At 47.7% G+C, this 17,829-nt stretch carries 26 protein-coding genes, 2 tRNA genes and 2 pseudogenes; 22 read left to right on the top strand and 8 right to left on the bottom strand.

Annotated elements, in window-relative coordinates; genetic code table 11:
• Positions 1–9: 9 nt before the first annotated feature.
• The 5 genes and pseudogenes from JY391_RS05815 to JY391_RS05830 form a co-directional block, all read right to left on the bottom strand.
• A complete protein-coding gene (locus JY391_RS05815) occupies positions 10–3,261 on the bottom strand; it encodes a RecE family exodeoxyribonuclease (protein ID WP_211935376.1) in 3,252 nt (1,083 codons plus the stop codon).
• A gap of 126 nt (positions 3,262–3,387) precedes the next feature.
• A pseudogene (locus JY391_RS05820) lies at positions 3,388–3,722 on the bottom strand (DNA breaking-rejoining protein).
• A gap of 40 nt (positions 3,723–3,762) precedes the next feature.
• A complete protein-coding gene (locus tag JY391_RS05825; RefSeq protein WP_211935378.1) occupies positions 3,763–3,921 on the bottom strand; it encodes a YdaE family protein in 159 nt (52 codons plus the stop codon).
• A pseudogene (locus JY391_RS23740) lies at positions 3,914–4,033 on the bottom strand (hypothetical protein); the annotation flags it as partial. The pseudogene JY391_RS23740 and the gene JY391_RS05825, both read right to left, overlap by 8 nt.
• Before the next feature lie 421 nt (positions 4,034–4,454).
• The gene (locus tag JY391_RS05830) at positions 4,455–4,865 is read right to left on the bottom strand and encodes a helix-turn-helix domain-containing protein (protein WP_372923195.1); all 411 of its coding nucleotides are present in this window, start codon (positions 4,863–4,865) and stop codon (positions 4,455–4,457) included.
• Between the two features lie 151 nt (positions 4,866–5,016).
• On the opposite strand from JY391_RS05830, the gene JY391_RS05835 reads away from it, so the two are divergent.
• The 7 genes from JY391_RS05835 (at position 5,017) to JY391_RS05865 (ending at position 8,733) form a co-directional block, all read left to right on the top strand.
• Positions 5,017–5,214 (top strand): transcriptional regulator, encoded by a 198-nt coding sequence (locus JY391_RS05835; RefSeq protein ID WP_229264106.1) that lies wholly within the window; start codon positions 5,017–5,019, stop codon positions 5,212–5,214.
• 2 nt (positions 5,215–5,216) lie between these two features.
• Complete coding sequence (locus JY391_RS05840) at positions 5,217–5,759, top strand: toxin YdaT domain-containing protein (RefSeq protein ID WP_211935380.1); 543 nt, start codon at positions 5,217–5,219, stop codon at positions 5,757–5,759.
• Between the two features lie 337 nt (positions 5,760–6,096).
• A complete protein-coding gene (locus tag JY391_RS05845) occupies positions 6,097–7,023 on the top strand; it encodes a phage replication protein O (protein WP_211935381.1) in 927 nt (308 codons plus the stop codon).
• The gene (locus JY391_RS05850; protein ID WP_211935382.1) at positions 7,020–7,706 is read left to right on the top strand and encodes a replication protein P; all 687 of its coding nucleotides are present in this window, start codon (positions 7,020–7,022) and stop codon (positions 7,704–7,706) included. The genes JY391_RS05845 and JY391_RS05850 overlap by 4 nt, the downstream gene beginning before the upstream one ends.
• A 12-nt stretch (positions 7,707–7,718) precedes the next feature.
• Positions 7,719–8,024, top strand: coding sequence for a DNA-binding protein (locus tag JY391_RS05855; protein ID WP_211935383.1), 306 nt, complete (start codon positions 7,719–7,721; stop codon positions 8,022–8,024).
• Positions 8,021–8,254, top strand: coding sequence for a hypothetical protein (locus JY391_RS05860; protein ID WP_211935384.1), 234 nt, complete (start codon positions 8,021–8,023; stop codon positions 8,252–8,254). Before JY391_RS05855 ends, JY391_RS05860 begins: the two co-directional genes overlap by 4 nt.
• The gene (locus JY391_RS05865; protein WP_211935843.1) at positions 8,251–8,733 is read left to right on the top strand and encodes a phiTE_015 family protein; all 483 of its coding nucleotides are present in this window, start codon (positions 8,251–8,253) and stop codon (positions 8,731–8,733) included. The genes JY391_RS05860 and JY391_RS05865 overlap by 4 nt, the downstream gene beginning before the upstream one ends.
• Positions 8,734–9,006: 273 nt before the next feature.
• Here the strand turns inward: JY391_RS05865 and JY391_RS05870 are convergent, their stop codons facing one another.
• From JY391_RS05870 to JY391_RS05880, 3 genes are read right to left on the bottom strand one after another with little or no spacing between them, the layout of a single operon-like run.
• A complete protein-coding gene (locus JY391_RS05870) occupies positions 9,007–9,816 on the bottom strand; it encodes a hypothetical protein (protein WP_211935385.1) in 810 nt (269 codons plus the stop codon).
• Positions 9,800–10,144, bottom strand: coding sequence for a hypothetical protein (locus tag JY391_RS05875; RefSeq protein ID WP_211935844.1), 345 nt, complete (start codon positions 10,142–10,144; stop codon positions 9,800–9,802). The genes JY391_RS05870 and JY391_RS05875 overlap by 17 nt, the downstream gene beginning before the upstream one ends.
• An 11-nt stretch (positions 10,145–10,155) precedes the next feature.
• Entirely contained in the window at positions 10,156–11,535 is a 1,380-nt protein-coding gene (locus tag JY391_RS05880; RefSeq protein ID WP_211935386.1) for a hypothetical protein, read from the bottom strand.
• A gap of 489 nt (positions 11,536–12,024) precedes the next feature.
• Here JY391_RS05880 and JY391_RS05885 point away from each other — a divergent pair, with 489 nt between their 5' ends.
• The 15 genes from JY391_RS05885 (at position 12,025) to JY391_RS05955 (ending at position 17,792) form a co-directional block, all read left to right on the top strand.
• Complete coding sequence (locus JY391_RS05885) at positions 12,025–12,258, top strand: DinI-like family protein (RefSeq protein WP_211935387.1); 234 nt, start codon at positions 12,025–12,027, stop codon at positions 12,256–12,258.
• Positions 12,259–12,367: 109 nt separating this feature from the next.
• Entirely contained in the window at positions 12,368–12,589 is a 222-nt protein-coding gene (locus tag JY391_RS05890; RefSeq protein WP_211935388.1) for a hypothetical protein, read from the top strand.
• Positions 12,590–12,673: 84 nt separating this feature from the next.
• Positions 12,674–13,270, top strand: coding sequence for a DUF1367 family protein (locus tag JY391_RS05895; protein WP_211935779.1), 597 nt, complete (start codon positions 12,674–12,676; stop codon positions 13,268–13,270).
• On the top strand, positions 13,270–13,476 hold the full coding sequence (locus JY391_RS05900; RefSeq protein WP_211935389.1) for a hypothetical protein: 207 nt from the start codon (positions 13,270–13,272) through the stop codon (positions 13,474–13,476). Before JY391_RS05895 ends, JY391_RS05900 begins: the two co-directional genes overlap by 1 nt.
• Before the next feature lie 2 nt (positions 13,477–13,478).
• Positions 13,479–13,760: a hypothetical protein gene (locus JY391_RS05905; RefSeq protein ID WP_211935390.1), complete on the top strand. Its 282-nt coding sequence runs from the start codon at positions 13,479–13,481 to the stop codon at positions 13,758–13,760.
• The gene (locus tag JY391_RS05910; RefSeq protein ID WP_211935391.1) at positions 13,757–14,113 is read left to right on the top strand and encodes a RusA family crossover junction endodeoxyribonuclease; all 357 of its coding nucleotides are present in this window, start codon (positions 13,757–13,759) and stop codon (positions 14,111–14,113) included. The genes JY391_RS05905 and JY391_RS05910 overlap by 4 nt, the downstream gene beginning before the upstream one ends.
• Complete coding sequence (locus JY391_RS05915; protein ID WP_211935392.1) at positions 14,110–14,250, top strand: YlcG family protein; 141 nt, start codon at positions 14,110–14,112, stop codon at positions 14,248–14,250. Before JY391_RS05910 ends, JY391_RS05915 begins: the two co-directional genes overlap by 4 nt.
• Positions 14,247–14,936 carry a bacteriophage antitermination protein Q gene (locus JY391_RS05920; protein ID WP_199956080.1) on the top strand — a complete coding sequence of 230 codons (690 nt, stop codon included), beginning with the start codon at positions 14,247–14,249 and terminating at the stop codon, positions 14,934–14,936. The genes JY391_RS05915 and JY391_RS05920 overlap by 4 nt, the downstream gene beginning before the upstream one ends.
• Before the next feature lie 324 nt (positions 14,937–15,260).
• A tRNA-Arg gene (locus JY391_RS05925) sits at positions 15,261–15,337 on the top strand.
• A gap of 1 nt (position 15,338) precedes the next feature.
• Positions 15,339–15,410 (top strand) — tRNA-Gly (locus tag JY391_RS05930).
• 504 nt (positions 15,411–15,914) lie between these two features.
• Complete coding sequence (locus JY391_RS05935; RefSeq protein ID WP_042291608.1) at positions 15,915–16,310, top strand: phage holin family protein; 396 nt, start codon at positions 15,915–15,917, stop codon at positions 16,308–16,310.
• Complete coding sequence (locus tag JY391_RS05940) at positions 16,297–16,578, top strand: phage holin family protein (protein WP_042291606.1); 282 nt, start codon at positions 16,297–16,299, stop codon at positions 16,576–16,578. Before JY391_RS05935 ends, JY391_RS05940 begins: the two co-directional genes overlap by 14 nt.
• Before the next feature lie 156 nt (positions 16,579–16,734).
• Entirely contained in the window at positions 16,735–17,364 is a 630-nt protein-coding gene (locus JY391_RS05945) for a glycoside hydrolase family 19 protein (RefSeq protein WP_211935393.1), read from the top strand.
• 7 nt (positions 17,365–17,371) lie between these two features.
• A complete protein-coding gene (locus JY391_RS05950) occupies positions 17,372–17,641 on the top strand; it encodes a hypothetical protein (RefSeq protein ID WP_071258649.1) in 270 nt (89 codons plus the stop codon).
• Positions 17,642–17,645: 4 nt separating this feature from the next.
• On the top strand, positions 17,646–17,792 hold the full coding sequence (locus JY391_RS05955; RefSeq protein WP_229264095.1) for a hypothetical protein: 147 nt from the start codon (positions 17,646–17,648) through the stop codon (positions 17,790–17,792).
• The last annotated feature ends 37 nt before the right edge of the window (positions 17,793–17,829 follow it).

Raw genomic sequence — 17,829 nt, forward strand, 5'->3', positions numbered from 1 at the left:
TGTTTCTCCTTAAGCCATTTCACGAAGCGCATCGAGACGGCGCAGGTCGTAATCGTTCAGTTCGTCGGTGTAGTCTTCTGTTATCGGTGCTGGCCATTCGCCAGTGTCCATAGCGTTTGCGATGGAACGAATCGTCTGGCGATACTCAAGCTTTCCGAGTTCCAGCAGTGATTCCGAAGCCCACACAACAGCCACCCAGTGATAACCCTCGTCTTTGTTCACGAAGATCCACGCGAATTTGTCCAGGTCGGCAACGTTGCAGTACATACCGGCGCTGAGGTGGTAATCGCGCATGGTTATTTCGCGGTGAAGCCGTGATTTCAGGGCATCTTCCTTCACATCCCACATGCTGATTGTTTTCAGGTCGAAGCCGATACGCAGACCTTCGTACTCGAGTTCAACATCCGGTCGAACACGGATTTCAAGCCCGGTGTCGTCATCAATGCCGAAATAGCTGACTTCAACGGCGCGTGTAGGGTTTTGCAGTAACTTACCTGCCTCAGGGTGGGCATAGAGCGCAGACTGGATAGCCATTGCGGTAGCGTACTGCTGGCGTGTAACCAGGATTTTATCGCCTGGGTTTTCGCGCCATGCGTCAAGCAGTTCGTCGGCGAACACTGTGTCAGGTTTGACGGATTTCACTGCCTGGATCATCTCCGCTTTTGTGCCGGACACTTTCAGCGGTTGAGGTTTCTGTGCTTCCTGCGCGACCAGATCAGGATTGACAATTGCCAGTTGCTCGAGCAGCGCATCACGGCTACCGCTGGTTTTCACCTGCGGTGGCAGGGTGGCGTTGTACTCTTTGATGCAGGCTTTCATCGCCGCTGCGGTTTGTTTCTGACCGTCTTCAATTCGCTGAAACTCAGCGGGCAACGCCATGTAGCTCTGTCCGGTTTCTTCCAGCGAAGCGCCGAGCGGCAACTGCGGCTGCAGGGTGGCGTTGTATTCTTCCAACAGCGCTTTGATGTCGTCGGCGGACAGCAGCGCCGGCAGGTTAGCGTTGTGTTCATCAATAACTGCGCGGATCGTTGCTGTCGTCGTGAGAGCGCCTTCCGGGATAACCGGTTCAATGCTGAATTCTTCATCCAGAATTTCAGGCTGTAACGCCAGCGCATGCACCAGATTTCCCATATCGAGAACTTTGGAGCGTTCTTTCTTGATGGTTTTAGATACGTGGCGGCCGTCGTAATACATCAGGCTCACTCGAGCGTCTTTCACCATCGTTGAACTGATACCATTTGCGGCGTGATAAACGTCGTTGGGTACGCCTTCATAACGCCCCGGCTCGAAATAATCCGGCCATGTAACGACCGCTTCAGGTTCTTCCTGTGGCGATTCCTGCATCTCAGGCTCAGATTGGCTAAGAGAATTATTATTCTGGTTCGTTTCAGCGTGATTCTGGTTCTCTACGGTACCTGCTTCCTCACCAGTCGCCAGATCGCCTTCGCCTGCTTGCACCGCATCACCAGCCTGTTTTTCATCACTGACAATTTCTTGAACCTGCACACTAATGGTGGCCTCCGGATCCGTTTTTGTGCCATGAGTTGATGAGCCTTGAATCAGGGCGGTAACGTCGAAAATTCCGTTGCCAACATTTTTAACCAGTGCAGGTTCGGCGGCCGGTTGGCTTGTCTCGGTCTTCAACCATTTCGGGTCGTTCGGGTCGCTGATGCCCTCGACGTATTCACCGCGTTCGGCGGCAAGCTGGCGGTTGGCCTCTTCAACTGCGTCTTTTTCCGGTGTGTGACGGGCTGCCGCAAGAGTTTCTGCCGTAGGTTTCTCGTGATTGCTCTCGGTCAGGCTTGCGTTGATATAGGCCCGCAGCCGTCCAGGAAATTTAACCAATTCGGATGATGTACCGCGGATAAGAGCAAAAATAGCGGCGCGCGAATAGTCCAGGATACCGGGCGTGGCGCGCAGCGCTGCGGACCATTCTTTGAACGGACTTTCCTTTTTCTTAACGATTTCTTTTGCGCGACGGTAAACACTGCCCGGCAACTCATAGATATTAAAATCCATAGGCAGGGTGGCGAGCGCTATTTCAATGTCGAGAACGTCAAAATTATGCTTTACATCCGGATGACGATCGGTCTTATTACCGCCGCCAGCGTTAGCGCCGCTTTCAGTGCGCTGAATAGTCGATACACGGTTGCCTTTCGCCCACTCCTTAACGAGCAAACCGCGATCGATATGTTCGGTATCGAACCATATTTTGAGGAACTGGATAACAGTCGCCAGCTCAGGAATTTTTCCGTCGACAGGGAATACTGTTTTTACGGCATTCACTGATTTATGAATGTCGTGTTCAACTGCTTTCTTGAACGCCTCAACATTCTCGGCGGCCAGTAACAGGTTCTGGACATATGAATTATCGGTGTCCATTTCGAGACGTAGAATTTCTTTTTTCTGCTCGGCATCGACGTGATAGAGGTACTCGCCGTCACCGATGTACTGAGCCAGAACACGGTGACGGAGGGGCATGGTTGCGACAACGGTCAGTTCTGGCGTATCAGGAACATGCGTTTTCACATCACTAATAAGCTGAGGATTTTTGCCATCAATCCATTCAGTAATGAATTTTTCAAATGAATCTGCCACATATTGCTGTTCTGGAGTGAAAGCTTTTTTAAACGCTTTCATTAGTTGCCATTCACCTTGAGCAGAAAGATCTTTAATGGCAGGTACTTTAGAGACAGCAAGTAAAAGGTTTTGAACAAAGACGTTATTTTCATCCAGTTCTATCTGCCCGATTTCAATATGCCGGGCTTCGGTGATTTCTTTCTCTTCTTTGTCATTAATCAGATGCGCAATCAAACGCTGAGGTAAGCGCAGGCGAGATAACGGGCGAAAATTATCTGGTTCTACTTTTTCATTGCCAAAGGTTTCTGTGTGGTCTTCCAGAACTTCACCTGTTTCGGTATCAACACCGTCAACGATGTGCTGACGGGCTGCGACGGCGGCTTCAGATGATGGTAGGTTAACGCCGGGGATTTGCGTCCAGGTCATATTGTCCTTGCCGAGTTGATAGTAATCGCAGAATGTGAGGCTCAGCTCGCCTTCCGGCGGCAGCTCGTTGACAACAGGGAAATTTGTGGCGACGGCTTTGAAGTAATCTTTCAGCTTTGCGCCGGTTTTAATCAGGAGATAATCCAGTGTTGCATTTACCGCTTCAAAATCATCGCTGCACCAGAGAACAGCATCTTTCTGGCCTGATGATTTCTTTGCTTTGCGGACTAAAAATACAGGATTAGTTCCACTCATTGTTTTATCCTCAATTCGTGTAGAATGGAGGTGCCTTAACAGCACCCCGATATATCAGGTTGTTATGTCCGGTACGCTTTGGTCGGTGAGACCGGACAGGGCACGCCCGCTTCGGTGGGCGTTTTCTTAATGGATGGTCTGATAAAATTTTTCTGAATAATCGAGCTTGTAACTGCGGTAATTACCAAACCCCGCTTTATCCCCATCACTCACCTTAACTGTGAGCAGTGAAATGGCTTCTACAGCACAGTGAGGGCAGTCGAACTTTCCGAGCACATAACCACCATCGAGAACGACGGTAGTTTCGCCAGTAGAATTCGAGTGAATAACGCCAGAGACTTTCTTTTCGCAATTGAATAAAGCAATGCTCTTATTAACTGCTTTCAGGTTCATTTCGATTGTTACGATTTGCATAAAATATTCCTTTTGGTTTATTCAGGGTGTAAGAGCCCACGCCAAATAAATGGCGATTTTTTTCATTTAAAATTTCAGTTCAGTTAATTACGCTTCGTGCGCCATCTGGTCGTATTCAGCGCATTGCTTAGAGCAATATTCCTTTTCTTTGCGCGCCAGCAGTGAGCCGTTGCGATAGAGAAGGGTGCTCTTTACTTCTTTGCCTTCATCAATGGGGTTGCGGCAGTAGCCGCACTGTTTAAGCATCCGGATCTCCTTTTTGTGCCAGCAGGTAGCAAAGGCGGCGAAGCATCACTCCGAAATAGTTAAGTTTGACAGCCTGAATACGTGCAGGCTTGCGGGCGAAATCAATCATTTTCTAATCTCTGCGATGACTGTTTTTAATGTCATTCCAGTATTGAAAAGTGCATGGAATGTTTGCATCCAGAACGGCCTGAGTTGCCGCTACGATGTTTGCATGCCAGGTTACGCAGACAGTTGCTCGTATCTGCACATAACGCAGTGACGGATCCACCTTATTCATCAACATCCCAGCGCGTACTGCGTCACTGGAGTTTTCAAAGCTAAAAATTACCTCACTCATGATTTATCCCTCTGCTTGCCGTTATCGCCCGGCTGGCGGAACGTTTATCACCTGACAACGATGCGCTTGTTGTCGATGGGATCAAGATACAAATAATATTTACAATGCGCAAGTGAATTGAAAATATTATTTTCAATTTGAGGCGTGCAATTGCAGCCAGGTTACTGACTGCATTGAAAAAAATTTATGTAGTTTTTTACTTCTGGATGCTTTGAATGATGCTGGACACATCATCCTTGAGGAGGTCGAGCTCTTTTAGTGTGGCTTTAGCATGAACAATCAGGCGAAGTTTCTCTGCTTCAGGCATTTGGTTAAACAGTGAAAGCAGGGCTGTTTCTTTTTCATCCAATTGACGTGGGGGTTCATGCATCTCCAGATCATCGTCACCAGCATCCGGAGGCATGAAAAACCAGTGCTCTGGTTTGCCTGTGGCCGCAGCAAGACGTTTCAGTCTTTCCCCTCGGGGAGCGGACTCTCCTTTAGACCATTGCTGGACTGCCTGGGGAGTAACCATGGCTCTCCGGGCTATGTCGGACATATTCCAACCGAACTTATCTCTTATGAGCTGAAGTCGGTATGCGAAAGCTTCATGAGGTGCTGTTTTCATAACATCCATTCTACAAGGTAGCCTTTCAGAGTGCATTGCAAAAATTATTTACAGCTTCAATTGAAAATATTATTTTCATGCTGTAATCTAAATTTTCATTCATAGAGGGCTGGATATGACCAAATCAATTAAACAGCGTGTTTGTGCTGTTATGACCCAAACGGAAATTGCCAGAAAACTTGGCACAACCTCTCAGGCTGTGAGCTTGTGGCTAAACCATGAAGTTCCCGCGCATCGAGTAATCCCAATCTGCAACTTGCTTGATTGGAAAATAACCCCTCATGAGGTTCGCAGCGACATTTACCCAAACCCTACAGATGGGTTGCCAAAGCAGGAAGCGAGGGCATAACAGTGCAAACACTATCACTTCACCAAAATACCGGATTCCATCCGGCAGCGATGATAAATCGCAATCAGCAAAGCCCGGCAGATAAGCACGACCAGATCCGCGATGCCGTTCGCGCCTGGGCGGCGCAACTGGATAACCAGGATGTCGTTGCCGGGATCATCGTTGAGGAGTGGAAGCGGCAGGGCGGCGCCGGGCTGGATTTTCCCGAAGAACTGAGTCGCAGGCGGCAAAAGTTGTTTCGCTGGTTAGACGGTGATACCGGATATGCGCGCGAAAGAATCCGCCAGCTGACACCGGCGATCCTTGCTGTTCTTCCGCTTGAATTCCGCGGGTGCCTGGCGCCGCAGGACGATTTCATAGCGCGCTATGCAGCAATGGAGAAAGAGGTTAGCGAAGCGAAACGGGCGCTGATGCTTCGCGCGCCGCAGCACCAGATGGTGAAGGAGGTCCGGGAGGGTATCGAGAAGATGCTGGCAATGTTGCCCGCCGAGGCTATGGGGCAGGTTCTCAGTGGTCTGGCGGCAATCGCGCCGGGTGTCATGTGAGGTTATCCGATGAATCATCTGGAATTCATTGAAAAGCACGTCCGGGAAGAGTTAATCCGGCAGGGCTTCACTGCGGCAGTGGCGCAGGGGGGGCATTTCAGGCTGTCGACATGTACAAGCGAATGAGTCAGGCGAGCCGTAAGGGGAGGATTTTTGATGATGTTTTGCGTCACGCGAAATTATGGGCAGAGAAACAAACGTTACCGGCGGATCGGTTCGAATCGAAACGAACTAAACGCGACAAGCAGCAGGGGCTGTTCTGAGAGGGTGAAGACTGTTGTGCGCCAACACAGCCAGTCTTCGTGTGCAAAAACGGTAGGTAATTGCGGAGATGAGTATGTCAAATACCGCTGAAGTTATCAATTTTCCCATAAGAACCGAGCAAACAGGAGGTCACATGGCCGACCTGTCCAATGGGTACACCAGGATCGCAAACGAGATTCAGAAGCTTAAACCGCGCCTTCGCATGTCAGGGCGGGAATGGCAGTGCCTTGAAGCGGTGATCTGGCTTACCTACGGATGGAATAAAAAACAGGATCGGGTTACGAACACTGTAATTTCTGGTCTTACAGGGCTGTCAGATTCGCATGTTTCTGATGCGATCAGGTCCCTGGCTGAGCGTGGAATTATTTTTAGTCACAAACAGGGCGTGATGAAAATTGTCGGTATAAATACTGAGCTATCAGCCTGGATTTTAGACAAACCGAAAACGGGAAAAGTCTTCCCGAAATCGGGAAAAGTCTTCCCGAAAACAGGAAAAACTTTCCCGGAAACGGTAAACACCCAAGACTATAACAATAACAATATTAAAAGATCATCGTCCGAGGATTCTGACGAGTCCTCAGACGACCGCCTGAAGAAATTTTTATCTGCCCATCCTGAAGCTGCGATTTACACCCCCAATTTCACCAAGTGGGGAACTGCTGAAGACCAGCAGTGCGCAGAATGGATCATCGCACTGCTTGAAAAAGTAAAACCCTTTCCGAAGAAACCCGGTCTTGTGGCCTGGGCTAACGATATACGCCTGATGCGTGAACTTGACGGACACAGCCACCGTGAAATCTGCGAGCTGTTTCAGTGGGCAAGCAAAGACGCGTTCTGGCATTCAAACATCCTTTCGCCCGCAAAGCTACGAGCTAAATGGGACACCCTGACCCTCCAGCGTAAAGACACCACTCGCAAGCAACGCGCAGATGTCAGAGCAAATAAATCCGAAACAGGACCGCACTGGAATAGCCCTGAAGCATGGGAGAAATTTCTATGACACCTGATCTGTATCGTGCAATTGAAAATCGTGACGGCGACATGCTGGCGCGCATGGTCGGCAATGAGCGAAAAGTGGTGAATTCCGCTGCTGAAAAGCTGGTGGATATGCTTTTTGAAAACCTCATGCAGGTATTTCCGGCATCCACTCAGACGAACCTACGCACTGACGGTGATATTCGCGTTGCGAAGCAGCAATGGATCGCCGCTTTCGCGGAGTCAGGCATTACCTCGCGTGAACAGCTTTCCGCCGGTATGCAAAAAGCCCGCTCCAGTCAGTCTCCGTTTTGGCCGTCTCCAGGTCAGTTTATTTCGTGGTGCCGCGAGGGGAGTGGCGCGCTAGGGATCAGTGTGGACGACATCATGAGCGAATACTGGCGGTGGCGAAAGCTGGTTTTTCGCTATCCGACCAGCGAGCAATTCCCCTGGAGGGATAAAAACCCGCTGTATTACCACGTCTGCCTGGAGTTGCGCCGTCGTGGAACGGAGGGGCAACTCAGCGAAAAGGAACTTATCCGGGCCGCTGGCGACATCCTGCATGACTGGGAAAAGCGGGTTCTGGCTGGTAAGCCCGTGCCACCTATCCGTCGCGCATTGTCCGCACCAAAAGTGGCCGCCGGGCCGACTCCGGCTGAGATGCTGATGGCTAAGTACAAACAACGCAAAGACGCTGGATTGATTTGAAGGGGGAGAATTATGAGCAAGTGGGTTCGGGCAGAAATCATGATTATCCGGCAATGCGCCGGGACTATGACTGTTGAAAACATTGGCCGGCTGATTGGAAGAACCGGGGCCGCGGTACGCTCAAAAGCGCGCGAGCAGGGCATCAAACTGTATTTGCGGGGTGATTACCACCAGTCAGCGAAATATCGTCAGGCCGATATTGAACTGGCGCGGGAGCTACACCAGGAGGGCATCAGTCGCCGGGAGATAGCGGAAAAATTGGAAATGCCGATCACCGCGGTTAACCAGTATGTCTATTTCGAACGGAGGCATGCATGAGCAATCCAATTTTTATCAAATGCCTAAAGGACACCGAAGGGTACTGGACTGAAGGTGAAATGTACCTCGCACGCGTAGTCGCCGGTGGCTTTGTACAGGTTGGTGATGATGACGATCTAAACGGTGAGGGCTGGAGCGCAGCACCGATGGAATATCGTGAGGACGGTTCGATTATTTATCAGGTTGGCGGCATTGAAGGTGAGGTTTTGTTTGAGGAGGCTGCCCAATGAGCAACATCGACAAACCGGCGCAGGAAGAAAAAACCCGCGAGGCCTTTGAACGGTGGGCTGAGCAATCTGGAGCTCTTCCGTGGGGGATCCTTAAAAAGCACCGCAATCAAGACGGTAGTTACCCCGGATCCCATTACACCTACATGTGGCATGCATGGAATGCCTGTCATGAGGCGCTGCTGGATGAGCTGGACAGAGCTAACGGCTACGCCAGCGCATACGAGGCGGAAAAGTGTCATTACCACGGACTGGCTGAATCTGAGGGTGAGTGGGCGAACAAGGCAGAACTCGCGCTGGAGGTCGCTGAAAAGCGCATAGCAGAACTGGAGGCTATGGCTGACAACGCTCATGCTGCTCTGTCTGCCGTTCTGGAAAGCGGCGATGTAATAAATTTGCGCGTTATTAACATGCTCCGTCGCGGTCTTGATAACAAGCCACAGGGTGACGCTGGCATCGATAAGGGGAAGATTAGAGTCTGATGGAGTGCTTGAGGCAGAAGGAAAAGTATGGGAATATTAAACAGGTCTAATAAAAATATTAATAAAATATTAACTCTAAAATATTATGTATTGAAAGAATATTATAATTTGATGATGATAAAATCAAAGTGATTTTTATAAATCCTACCGATGGTCGAGATTTTTTCTGCGTGTTGGAAAAATTGTGTATAGTAGTGAATATTAGAGAATGCCGGAATTTACGGCATTCTCTAATTTGTATGGGCGTTGTGTGAAAATATTTATGTCGATAAATTAACCAATTTTTCGATGTGTATCTATCAACTTCGTAATCAACTTTGTATGAAATATTGAAATATCAGTTATTCTGGTTTCATTAGGGGCGCCTATATTATCAGATACCTTTTCTTCTAATTCATCGCAAATGCCTTCAAGTACTTCAATGTCATCTTGTAACGATTTAAAACCATTGAATAAGTACAATGAGTCACGGAGTTCTCCTAATTTTGGAAGGAGAGAGTTACTCAAAGTGTCTACAAATTCATCCTCAGACAATGTTATAGCACTTTTAAAAGCTGCTGTCACTTTGAAAGCCAAATCATTTATCTTTGGCATAATTACTTCCCGTATCCAGTAACCCTCATTAATAGATTCATGTCTTTCTTTTTGATGTAAACGATAAGGAACAACAAAAGAAGAAATTACAGCAATGAGTGAAATGAAGATGGATATCCATTCAGGTTCGTTTTCCGGAGATTCTACGATATTGAATATTTCTTGAGAGGTAGTAGGAACCTGATGTTGATAATGATTAATTAAGGTGTTTCCATTTTTATAAAGTAAGGATTTGTGAAAGGTGTTTTCTTTGGTCTCACATTTTAAAAAATTTAGGTTTTGGTTCCCTGAAAAATAAATGGATGTTGGTGTCTTACTCAAATATGGCTCTAATGGTTTGAATGAATTTTCTGAAACAGCATTTTTAGCATGTTGTTCCGTCTCGCTTTTTGAATAAGCATAAACTGAGCAAGCTGTTGGAAAAACAAAAAAAATGACAGACAATGCTGTCATTTTTAAAGACATAATACTTTTAAAAGAAAGGTTCATTTTTATGCAAACCTCTCCTTACAGCACGATCCAATTCCGAAAGCATCCCTTCTTTATATTCATGGCCATCAAGAATTGTTCGATTGTAAAACTCACTTGGGGATGCAAACTTTGGTAAAATAGTCTCAAGCATACCCAAAAAGTATGAGCTTGATACTACAATTCCCTTTGGTATTGATAGGTATAACCTATCGTTACTGGATACTGAAAAGCCATCTATACCAAAGAAACTAAATGCTTGTCGTCCATTAGAACGACCAGCAAAAAGTCTCTTATTGCTATCTTTAACTAATCTATTGAAATCTATGATAATATCTGACATTTTCATGTACCTTTTCCTCAAGTCCGCTGTGTGGCGTTTGCTGGTAAAGGAAAACGAATATTGATCATTACACCAGGGAACCGAGCGTCTTTCATACGCTTAAGATAGGTGCGATCCGGTTCAGATTCAAGCCCTATATTGTTAAATGGGTATGTAAAGATATCGCTTTCAGCATCATTTACTAATTTTTGTTTTAATTGATAGGAACCATCGAAATTGATATGTGTACAACCTGATATCAAAGTCATTTTTACGCCACCTTTGATGTCACGACCCATTTTCTTCAGATTATCGTACATGTCTTGGAATAGTTTAAGTAATTCAATAGTTCCTGTGCCTGAACTATCTGTTTCTTTCTCATTTTTACAACTTACACGCCCTTGTAAAGCAGCAACCGTAATCAAGCCTTCTTTAAACATACCTCGTTTTTTAATATGTTTATTTACATATGGAGTAACCTGTTTACTTAATGAAAAATGATTGTCAGGTAAATTGTTAAACGTTTCATCAATAGTTTGTCCAAAGTTAAATACAGCTATTTCACAAATTGGATTCTTTACGTTGTTATTAACAAATCCGCGTAGATACCAACGAGATCGTTGTTCTAACCCGCAGTGTCTTTCGGCATTATCGAGAAGTTCACCCATGCACGAAGTTAAATGTTTTTCTGCATCACTAACAAGTTTCAATTCGTGGTCGTTGAGACATCTGTTAATGTATTTGGTGAATTTTTCAGCCGTAATATTTTTAGTGTCATGAGCAAATGCTGAGGCATTTTCTTTCCCAATGCTATCAGCGGAAAATATTCTCTGCTTAGGATTGACTTTCTTAGATGCTTCTGTTGCATCAAGTACTTTTCCAGGATCTGCATTGCTTATTTCTTTTACTAGCCCAATATCTCGAATGATTTCAAGATACTGCTCATCTTTGGGATAAACCCCATTAATTTGAATTGTACTATCTTTAAAATAAATGTTGTTTTGTCTGGCTGCAGTGAGCGCTACACCAAGAAGACATTCTAACCCTAAGCAGTGAGTCTTATTTTTCTTATAATTAAATGTATATGATTTTCTCTTCCCTCGTGCTATTAATTTTGCTGCGGCACTAATGAATAACAGAGATTTTTCAGGGTTATCATACAAATCAAAATGTTTAGGGATTAATATTTTTTCCGCATCGCGACGAAGTATGGATGAGTCATATTCTGTGATGACGGAAATATTTTCAATAAATGATACAACTTGATTTTGAATAGGTGTTGTATCATCGGTAAAACGCAAATTCCCATCTCTTCCCTTTTTGGGTTTCTTATTTTTTTTCCTTTCAACGCTTAGAATAAATCTTAACCATCCGCGTAGGAAAGTTGCCTTTGCATCTCTTCTGGATATTTTTTTCATTTCCCAAAAATTCCAATTCTATAAATTGAACTCAAAGTTATCCAGATTATACTTAAGCTATTGTATTTTATCTATGAAAAGGTTGAGTTTTTGACAAATTTTAGATGATATTTTACCTCTACGCTTTAAGTAGATCGGATCTAAACTCACATCATGGACTAGGGACGAGACGTAAATCGTTCTTGAGGGAGAGGAAACTCGCTTATAACTGATAATGAGTTAATGTGTAGTGTCATAAGTATGCACAGCAAGTGGTTGAGTAAGCAATCAGTTCTTTCTGCCTTCACTATGGAACAGGTGCGTGCCAATTTACCCGGGCTTTGCCAGTCGGAGGGATTTGCATCTAAAAAATCTTAGAGTTCAATAGGATATGGCGGATTATTTTTTTACCTCCTGACAGAAAATTAACATTTTGTGCTTTAAAGACGTTGATCATTTGCTCTCACAGGTATACTGTATAAAAGTACAGTATATGCAATGGAGGCAATAATGAAAGTTGAGTTAACCATTGATCGCACTAAAAAACTTCCTGACGGTGCGGAGGCTGCACTTGAGAAGGAGCTGCTTAAGCGGCTTAACAATCAGTATGAAGATTGCAGCCTGGTGATTCGACGAGCCGGATCTGATGGACTTAATGTTTATGGCGCTGCCAAGGACGATAAAAAGCAAATTGAAATGATCCTCCAGGAGACCTGGGAGAGCGCTGACGATTGGTTTTATTAACATAGCGCTTAGGGCTGGCGCGCATTTATCCGAATACCGCAATGTGTATACCTTTGATGCTGCTGCCGACATTTTTTAATTGCGTCTGTATGTCGCTCAGGGGGATTACGTGGCGGATATAGTTCAATCAGATCTTGCTGATAATTTTCGGGTGACCATTACTGATGGAAGAGGGCTTGAGGTTCTGTCGTTCAGGATTAGAGCAGAGGAACGGTATATTATTACAAGCAGAGAGGGGGCTGTAACACCCAGAAAGTTATCCAGAGATGATCTTTACTGGTCAAAAGAAACCATCATGGAAATTGTCCGGGAAATGGCTTCTAAAAATTGACTTGTCACTACGTACGCAATCATAATTCTTGAGCTGGCCTGAACAACCAGCAACCTGACCGCGATGCGCCACGGAGTGAATACCATGGCGCAGTTACAACTCATTAAGCAGTCCTCAGGGATCCTGATCCCGGCTACGCCGGAGACCAGCGATTTATTGCAATCAAAAATTAAGCTCGGCGCCGTGCTGGTGGCCGACTTCAAACAGGTACGCAATCCTGCGTTTCATCGCCGCTTCTTCGCTCTGCTGAATCTGGGCTTCGAATACTGGGAGCCTACCGGCGGCGCGATCTCATCCAACGAACGCAAGCTGGTGACCGGCTACGCAAAATTCCTGGCTTCCTATGGTGGGAATGAGGGCGCACTTCTTGACGCCGCCGAACAGTATCTCGATCGCATCGCTGATAAGCGCGCCGGCAGCATCAGTGCCTGCAAATCCTTTGACGCCTATCGTGCGTGGGTGACCATCGAGTCCGGCCACTACGACGCTATCCAGCTACCGGACGGCACCCTCCGCAAGCATCCTCGCAGCATTGCATTTGCCAATATGGACGAAACCGAGTTCCAGCAGCTGTACAAAGCCGCGCTCGACGTTCTCTGGCGCTGGATACTGTCCCGCACGTTCCGCACGCAAGAAGAAGCCGAAAACGCCGCCTCCCAGCTTATGAGCTTTGCGGGGTGATGGGGATGAAATATAGCTGGTTCCATCACTCTGACTGCACAACCGAACAGGCCGACGAACTGGTGGCTAACTACCGGCGCCGCGGTGTGAAGGTAGAGCGCAGCCTGAACTCCGATTATCTCACCTGGACTGTCAGCGCCCGGCTGCCGGAAGGCGACAAAGCGCCTCGCCCGAGCCGCGTCTGGCAAAACAGGGCGTGGGGGTGAGCATGGCTATTTATCGCAGCAAAAAATGGCTCGCCGCCGTCGGGCAGATAGAGCGTTGTGTTCTTTGTGGAGCATGGGGGATGCAGGTGGCACACCGGAACGAAGGGAAAGGCATGGGATTAAAAACCGATGACTGTGCGACAGCTGCGCTCTGTGTTTGCTGTCATGACAGCATTGATAACGGGAATAAGCTGAACAGGGAGGAGCGTCGACAGCTTATGGACCGCGCGATTGTTCTGACAGTGATTGAAGTTGCCCGCCGCGGGCTGGTGGTGCCCGCATGAAAATTTACGAAATTACGCCGATTGGCAAGCCCCGAATGACTCAGCGTGACCGATGGCATAAACGACCAGCAACAGCAGCGTACTGGGCATATAAAGAACAGGTCCGGTTGTTGGGCATCCGTCTGCCAGAGTCCGGATATCACGTCACGTTCGTCATCCCTATGCCAAAGAGCTGGAGTAAGACAAAGCGGGCGCAATATGTCGGCCGGCCTCACCAACAAAAGCCTGACAAAGACAACCTGGAAAAGGCTCTACTGGATGCGGTGTTTGACGAAGATAGCCATGTCTGGGACGGACGGGTTACCAAAATCTGGGGAGAAACCGGGCAAATTATCATCGGGGAGGTCACATGAAGCCAGAAACGCTTGAGGTACTCCGCGCGCGCTGGCAGCGCCTTCGCATCTACCGCTACCGGGGATCGGTGCTGGTGGATTACCGCATCCTCCGGAATTTTATTCGCATCTACCTTTCAGCAGGAGCCACGCAATGAACACACAATATCTGGAATATGTGCGCCAGCAGCTCATTGTAGCGACAGCAGATCTGAGTGGCGCCACGAAAGGGCAGCTGATGGCATGGTTGGAGAACGCCCAGTTCGATACGAAGAACTATCCACGAAAAAAACAGCGCATCCGGGATGAAGTGACCGGAAAATTGATAACGCTGAATAACCCTCCGATCCCCGGCAAGCAATCATTGGCGAAAGGGAGTGCAATTCCGCTGGTGCAGCCAGTTGAATACTCAACCGCATCATGGCGCCGCGCGCTGCTGTCCCTCGAAGAGCACCAGAAAGCCTGGTTGCTATGGAACTACAGCGAGAACATTAACTGGGACCATCAGGTGGTAATAACTCGATCGGCGTGGGAACAGTTCAGTCAGCAACTGGAAGGTAAGCGGGTGGCGAAGAAAACGATGGAGCGGCTGCGCCAGTTAATCTGGCTGGCGGCGCAGGATGTGAAAGCTGAGTTGGCCGGTAAGGATGTGTATCAGTATGGCGATCTGGCTGCGCTGGTGGGTGTTAAGCCAGATAACTGGAGCAAAAACTATAGTAATTACTGGCGCACAATGTATCACCTCTTTAAAAGGCTTGATACCGAATCTCTGCTTTGTCTGGTGAAAACAAGATCACAACAAAAAGCGACCTTTTCACAGCAGGGTATTGCAAAAGTCAATTAAATAGCATATATTTTGAGTAAATCTGATATCGTCGCCATAGCTTCAATCATCGACCAAACAAATTCAAGCCTCGCCATCGTGCGGGGTTTTCCATTTCTAAGTCTGCCAATCGGTATTTTTTGCGCTATGTACAACGCAATACAACCATAGAGCCTTTCAGAAGTGAGTTATTGGGAATTATCAGTATGACTTTTTTCTGCGATGCTATAGTTAATATGGCATTTGATAATGCTCTCGATACTGAAAACACTGGGTGGGGATACACCCGTTTCGCAGAGACAACTGCATGACCCATGACCAGTGGACTTCACTGGTCAATTTTTTCCGCCATTAGCTTAACTGGAAAGAGCACGGAGCTTCTACCTCTGTGGTTCGGGGTTCGAATCCTCGATGGCGGACCATGCGGTCATCGTATAATGTCTATTACCTCAGCCTTCCAGACTGATGATGCGGGTTCGATTCCCGCTTACCGCTCAAGTTTTGAATGGGCGCTGCTTTTTGCAAAATTGCGGTGTAAAAATACTGACCTTTGGGTTCAGCGCTCATCCAAAAGCACTCCGTTAATATCCGTACAACCGTGGGTGGTTTGTTGGATGGAGTGCCTCATATTAATGCCGGTTTGTTTAAACACATCTATTATTCAGTCTGCTATGACGTTGCCGTACCGCTATACTGTCTACTCTATCAGTGATGAGGTGACCTATGCAGGAAGGGTTCTACTGGATTAAGCACGTTGACTCTGTCCAGGTGGCATATTTCAAGAGTGAAGAGTTCGAAGATATATCAACCGGCGAAATTGTACCTGGCGTATGGCACTTAACCCGGGATGATGCAATTTGTCACAACAGTGAAGTCAGTATCCTGGCTGGTCCGTTAGATCCACCAGGTTAAAAAACTTATTTTTGATCAGGCTGCCTCCGGGCGGCCTTTTTTATTTCCCCTCGTACTGAGAGGACTCACAGCAATAGAGGGGGCTAAATGTCCGATCCTGTTTCTGGCACTACGGTTGCCGCTGGTGGGCTTATGGGTGCCAGTGTTTTTGGCATCGCAACCGGTATTGATTATGGCGTGGTGTTTGGCGCTTTCGCAGGGGCCGTGTTCTACGTAGCGACAGCAGCAAACATCAGCAGGATAAAGTTGGTTTGCTATTTCGTGACGTCGTTTATTGTTGGCGTTCTCGGAGCAGGGCTTGTTGGTTCGTACCTTGCCAAGTGGACAGGTTACAGTGACAGGCCGCTTGATGCTCTCGGCGCTGTGGCAGTGGCTGCGTTGGCTATCAAACTTCTTACCTTCATCAACAGTCAGGATTTGGGAAGCTTGTTCAGTATGCTTTCGAGATTGCGCGGAGGAGGGGCCAGCAATGGTAACAAGTGATCCTTCAGCGATGATCAATGCTGGTATTTGCGCGGTCATCGTTCTCGCTCTGATGTTTTACCAGCGTGATGGTGCCAGGCATCGCCCAATAGTTTCTCTACTCGCTTATTTCACTGTACTGGTTTATGCCAGCATCCCATTCCGCTATCTGTTCGGCCTCTACCAGGAATCACACTGGATGGTGGTCATCATTAATATCCTGATTTGCGCCGCCGTGCTGTGGGCTCGGGGAAACGTGGCACGTTTAATCAACATTCTTCAGAAATAAAAAAGGGAAGCGCGACATCTCCGCTTCCCTGAAAGTTCGAGGCCTGGTGTTGTTCTAATGAGGTGGAGTATCGACTTTAGTCAAACTCTGTTTCGCATTCATTACATCACACTTTGTCAGTAGTTTTTTGTCCTGCCTCAATATCGGGGTAATCAAATGAATCAACAACAATTTCAGCTGGCGGCTGGTATAAGCGTCGGACTGGCCGCGCGCTGGTTTCCGCATATCGACACGGCAATGATAGAATTCGGCATCACTGCGCCGCTCGATCAGTCCATGTTCATAGCGCAGATGGGGCATGAGTCCGGCGGGTATGAAAAGCTGGTGGAAAGCCTGAACTACACAGCCGATCGTCTTGTTCCCGTATTCGGCAAGCACCGTATCACGGCACAGCAGGCCGCCGCGCTCGGCAGAACGGCAACGCAACCGGCAAATCAGAAAGCGATTGCTAACCTGGTTTACGGCGGCGAGTGGGGCAAAAAGAACCTGGGCAATCAGGTTGCCGGTGACGGGTGGAAATATCGCGGGCGCGGGCTGAAGCAAATCACAGGGTTAATCAACTATCGCAAATGCGGCCTGGCGCTAAAACTGGATCTGGTTACTCAGCCGGAGTTGCTGGAGCAGGACGAAAATGCAGCGCGTTCCGCAGCGTGGTTCTTTGCCACCAGCGGATGCCTTGTGTATTCCGGCGATGTGGAACGTATCACGATCATCATCAACGGCGGTAAAAACGGTCTTGATGACCGCCGTCGTCGGTTCAATCTGGCAAAAGCCGTGCTGGTGTGAGGCTGCTATGGGAATTGAAATGATTATCGGGCTGGCCGCAGCGGTGATTGCAGCTATCGCTGGTGCTTTTGGTTTCGGCCATGCGCGCGGCACCAGCACAGCGGAAGCCAAAGCAGACAAGCAGCGCACCGAAGAGAACGCCGCAGCAACGGTAGCGGTAGCAGAGCGCCGGGTGGAAGTAACGAAAGAGGCCAGTAATGTACAGCAGACTGTTAACCATATGCGTGGCGACGATGTTGATCGCGAGCTGCGCGACAACTGGATCCGCAAGGATTGAGGTAGTGGACACGGCCTGCGATTGGGTTAAGCCCATCTACGGCACGGCTCACGACTGGGATGTGCTGGACAAGCAGACGAAGCGCGACATCCTGGCGCATAACAAAACGTGGCAGGCGAACTGCCATAAGAAGCAAGCAATGAGTTTATAAATTAAAGATCTTCTACTTGTGTGCCGATTATATTTCC

It is taken from the genome of Citrobacter sedlakii, assembly GCF_018128425.1.
Lineage (GTDB): Bacteria > Pseudomonadota > Gammaproteobacteria > Enterobacterales > Enterobacteriaceae > Citrobacter_A > Citrobacter_A sedlakii.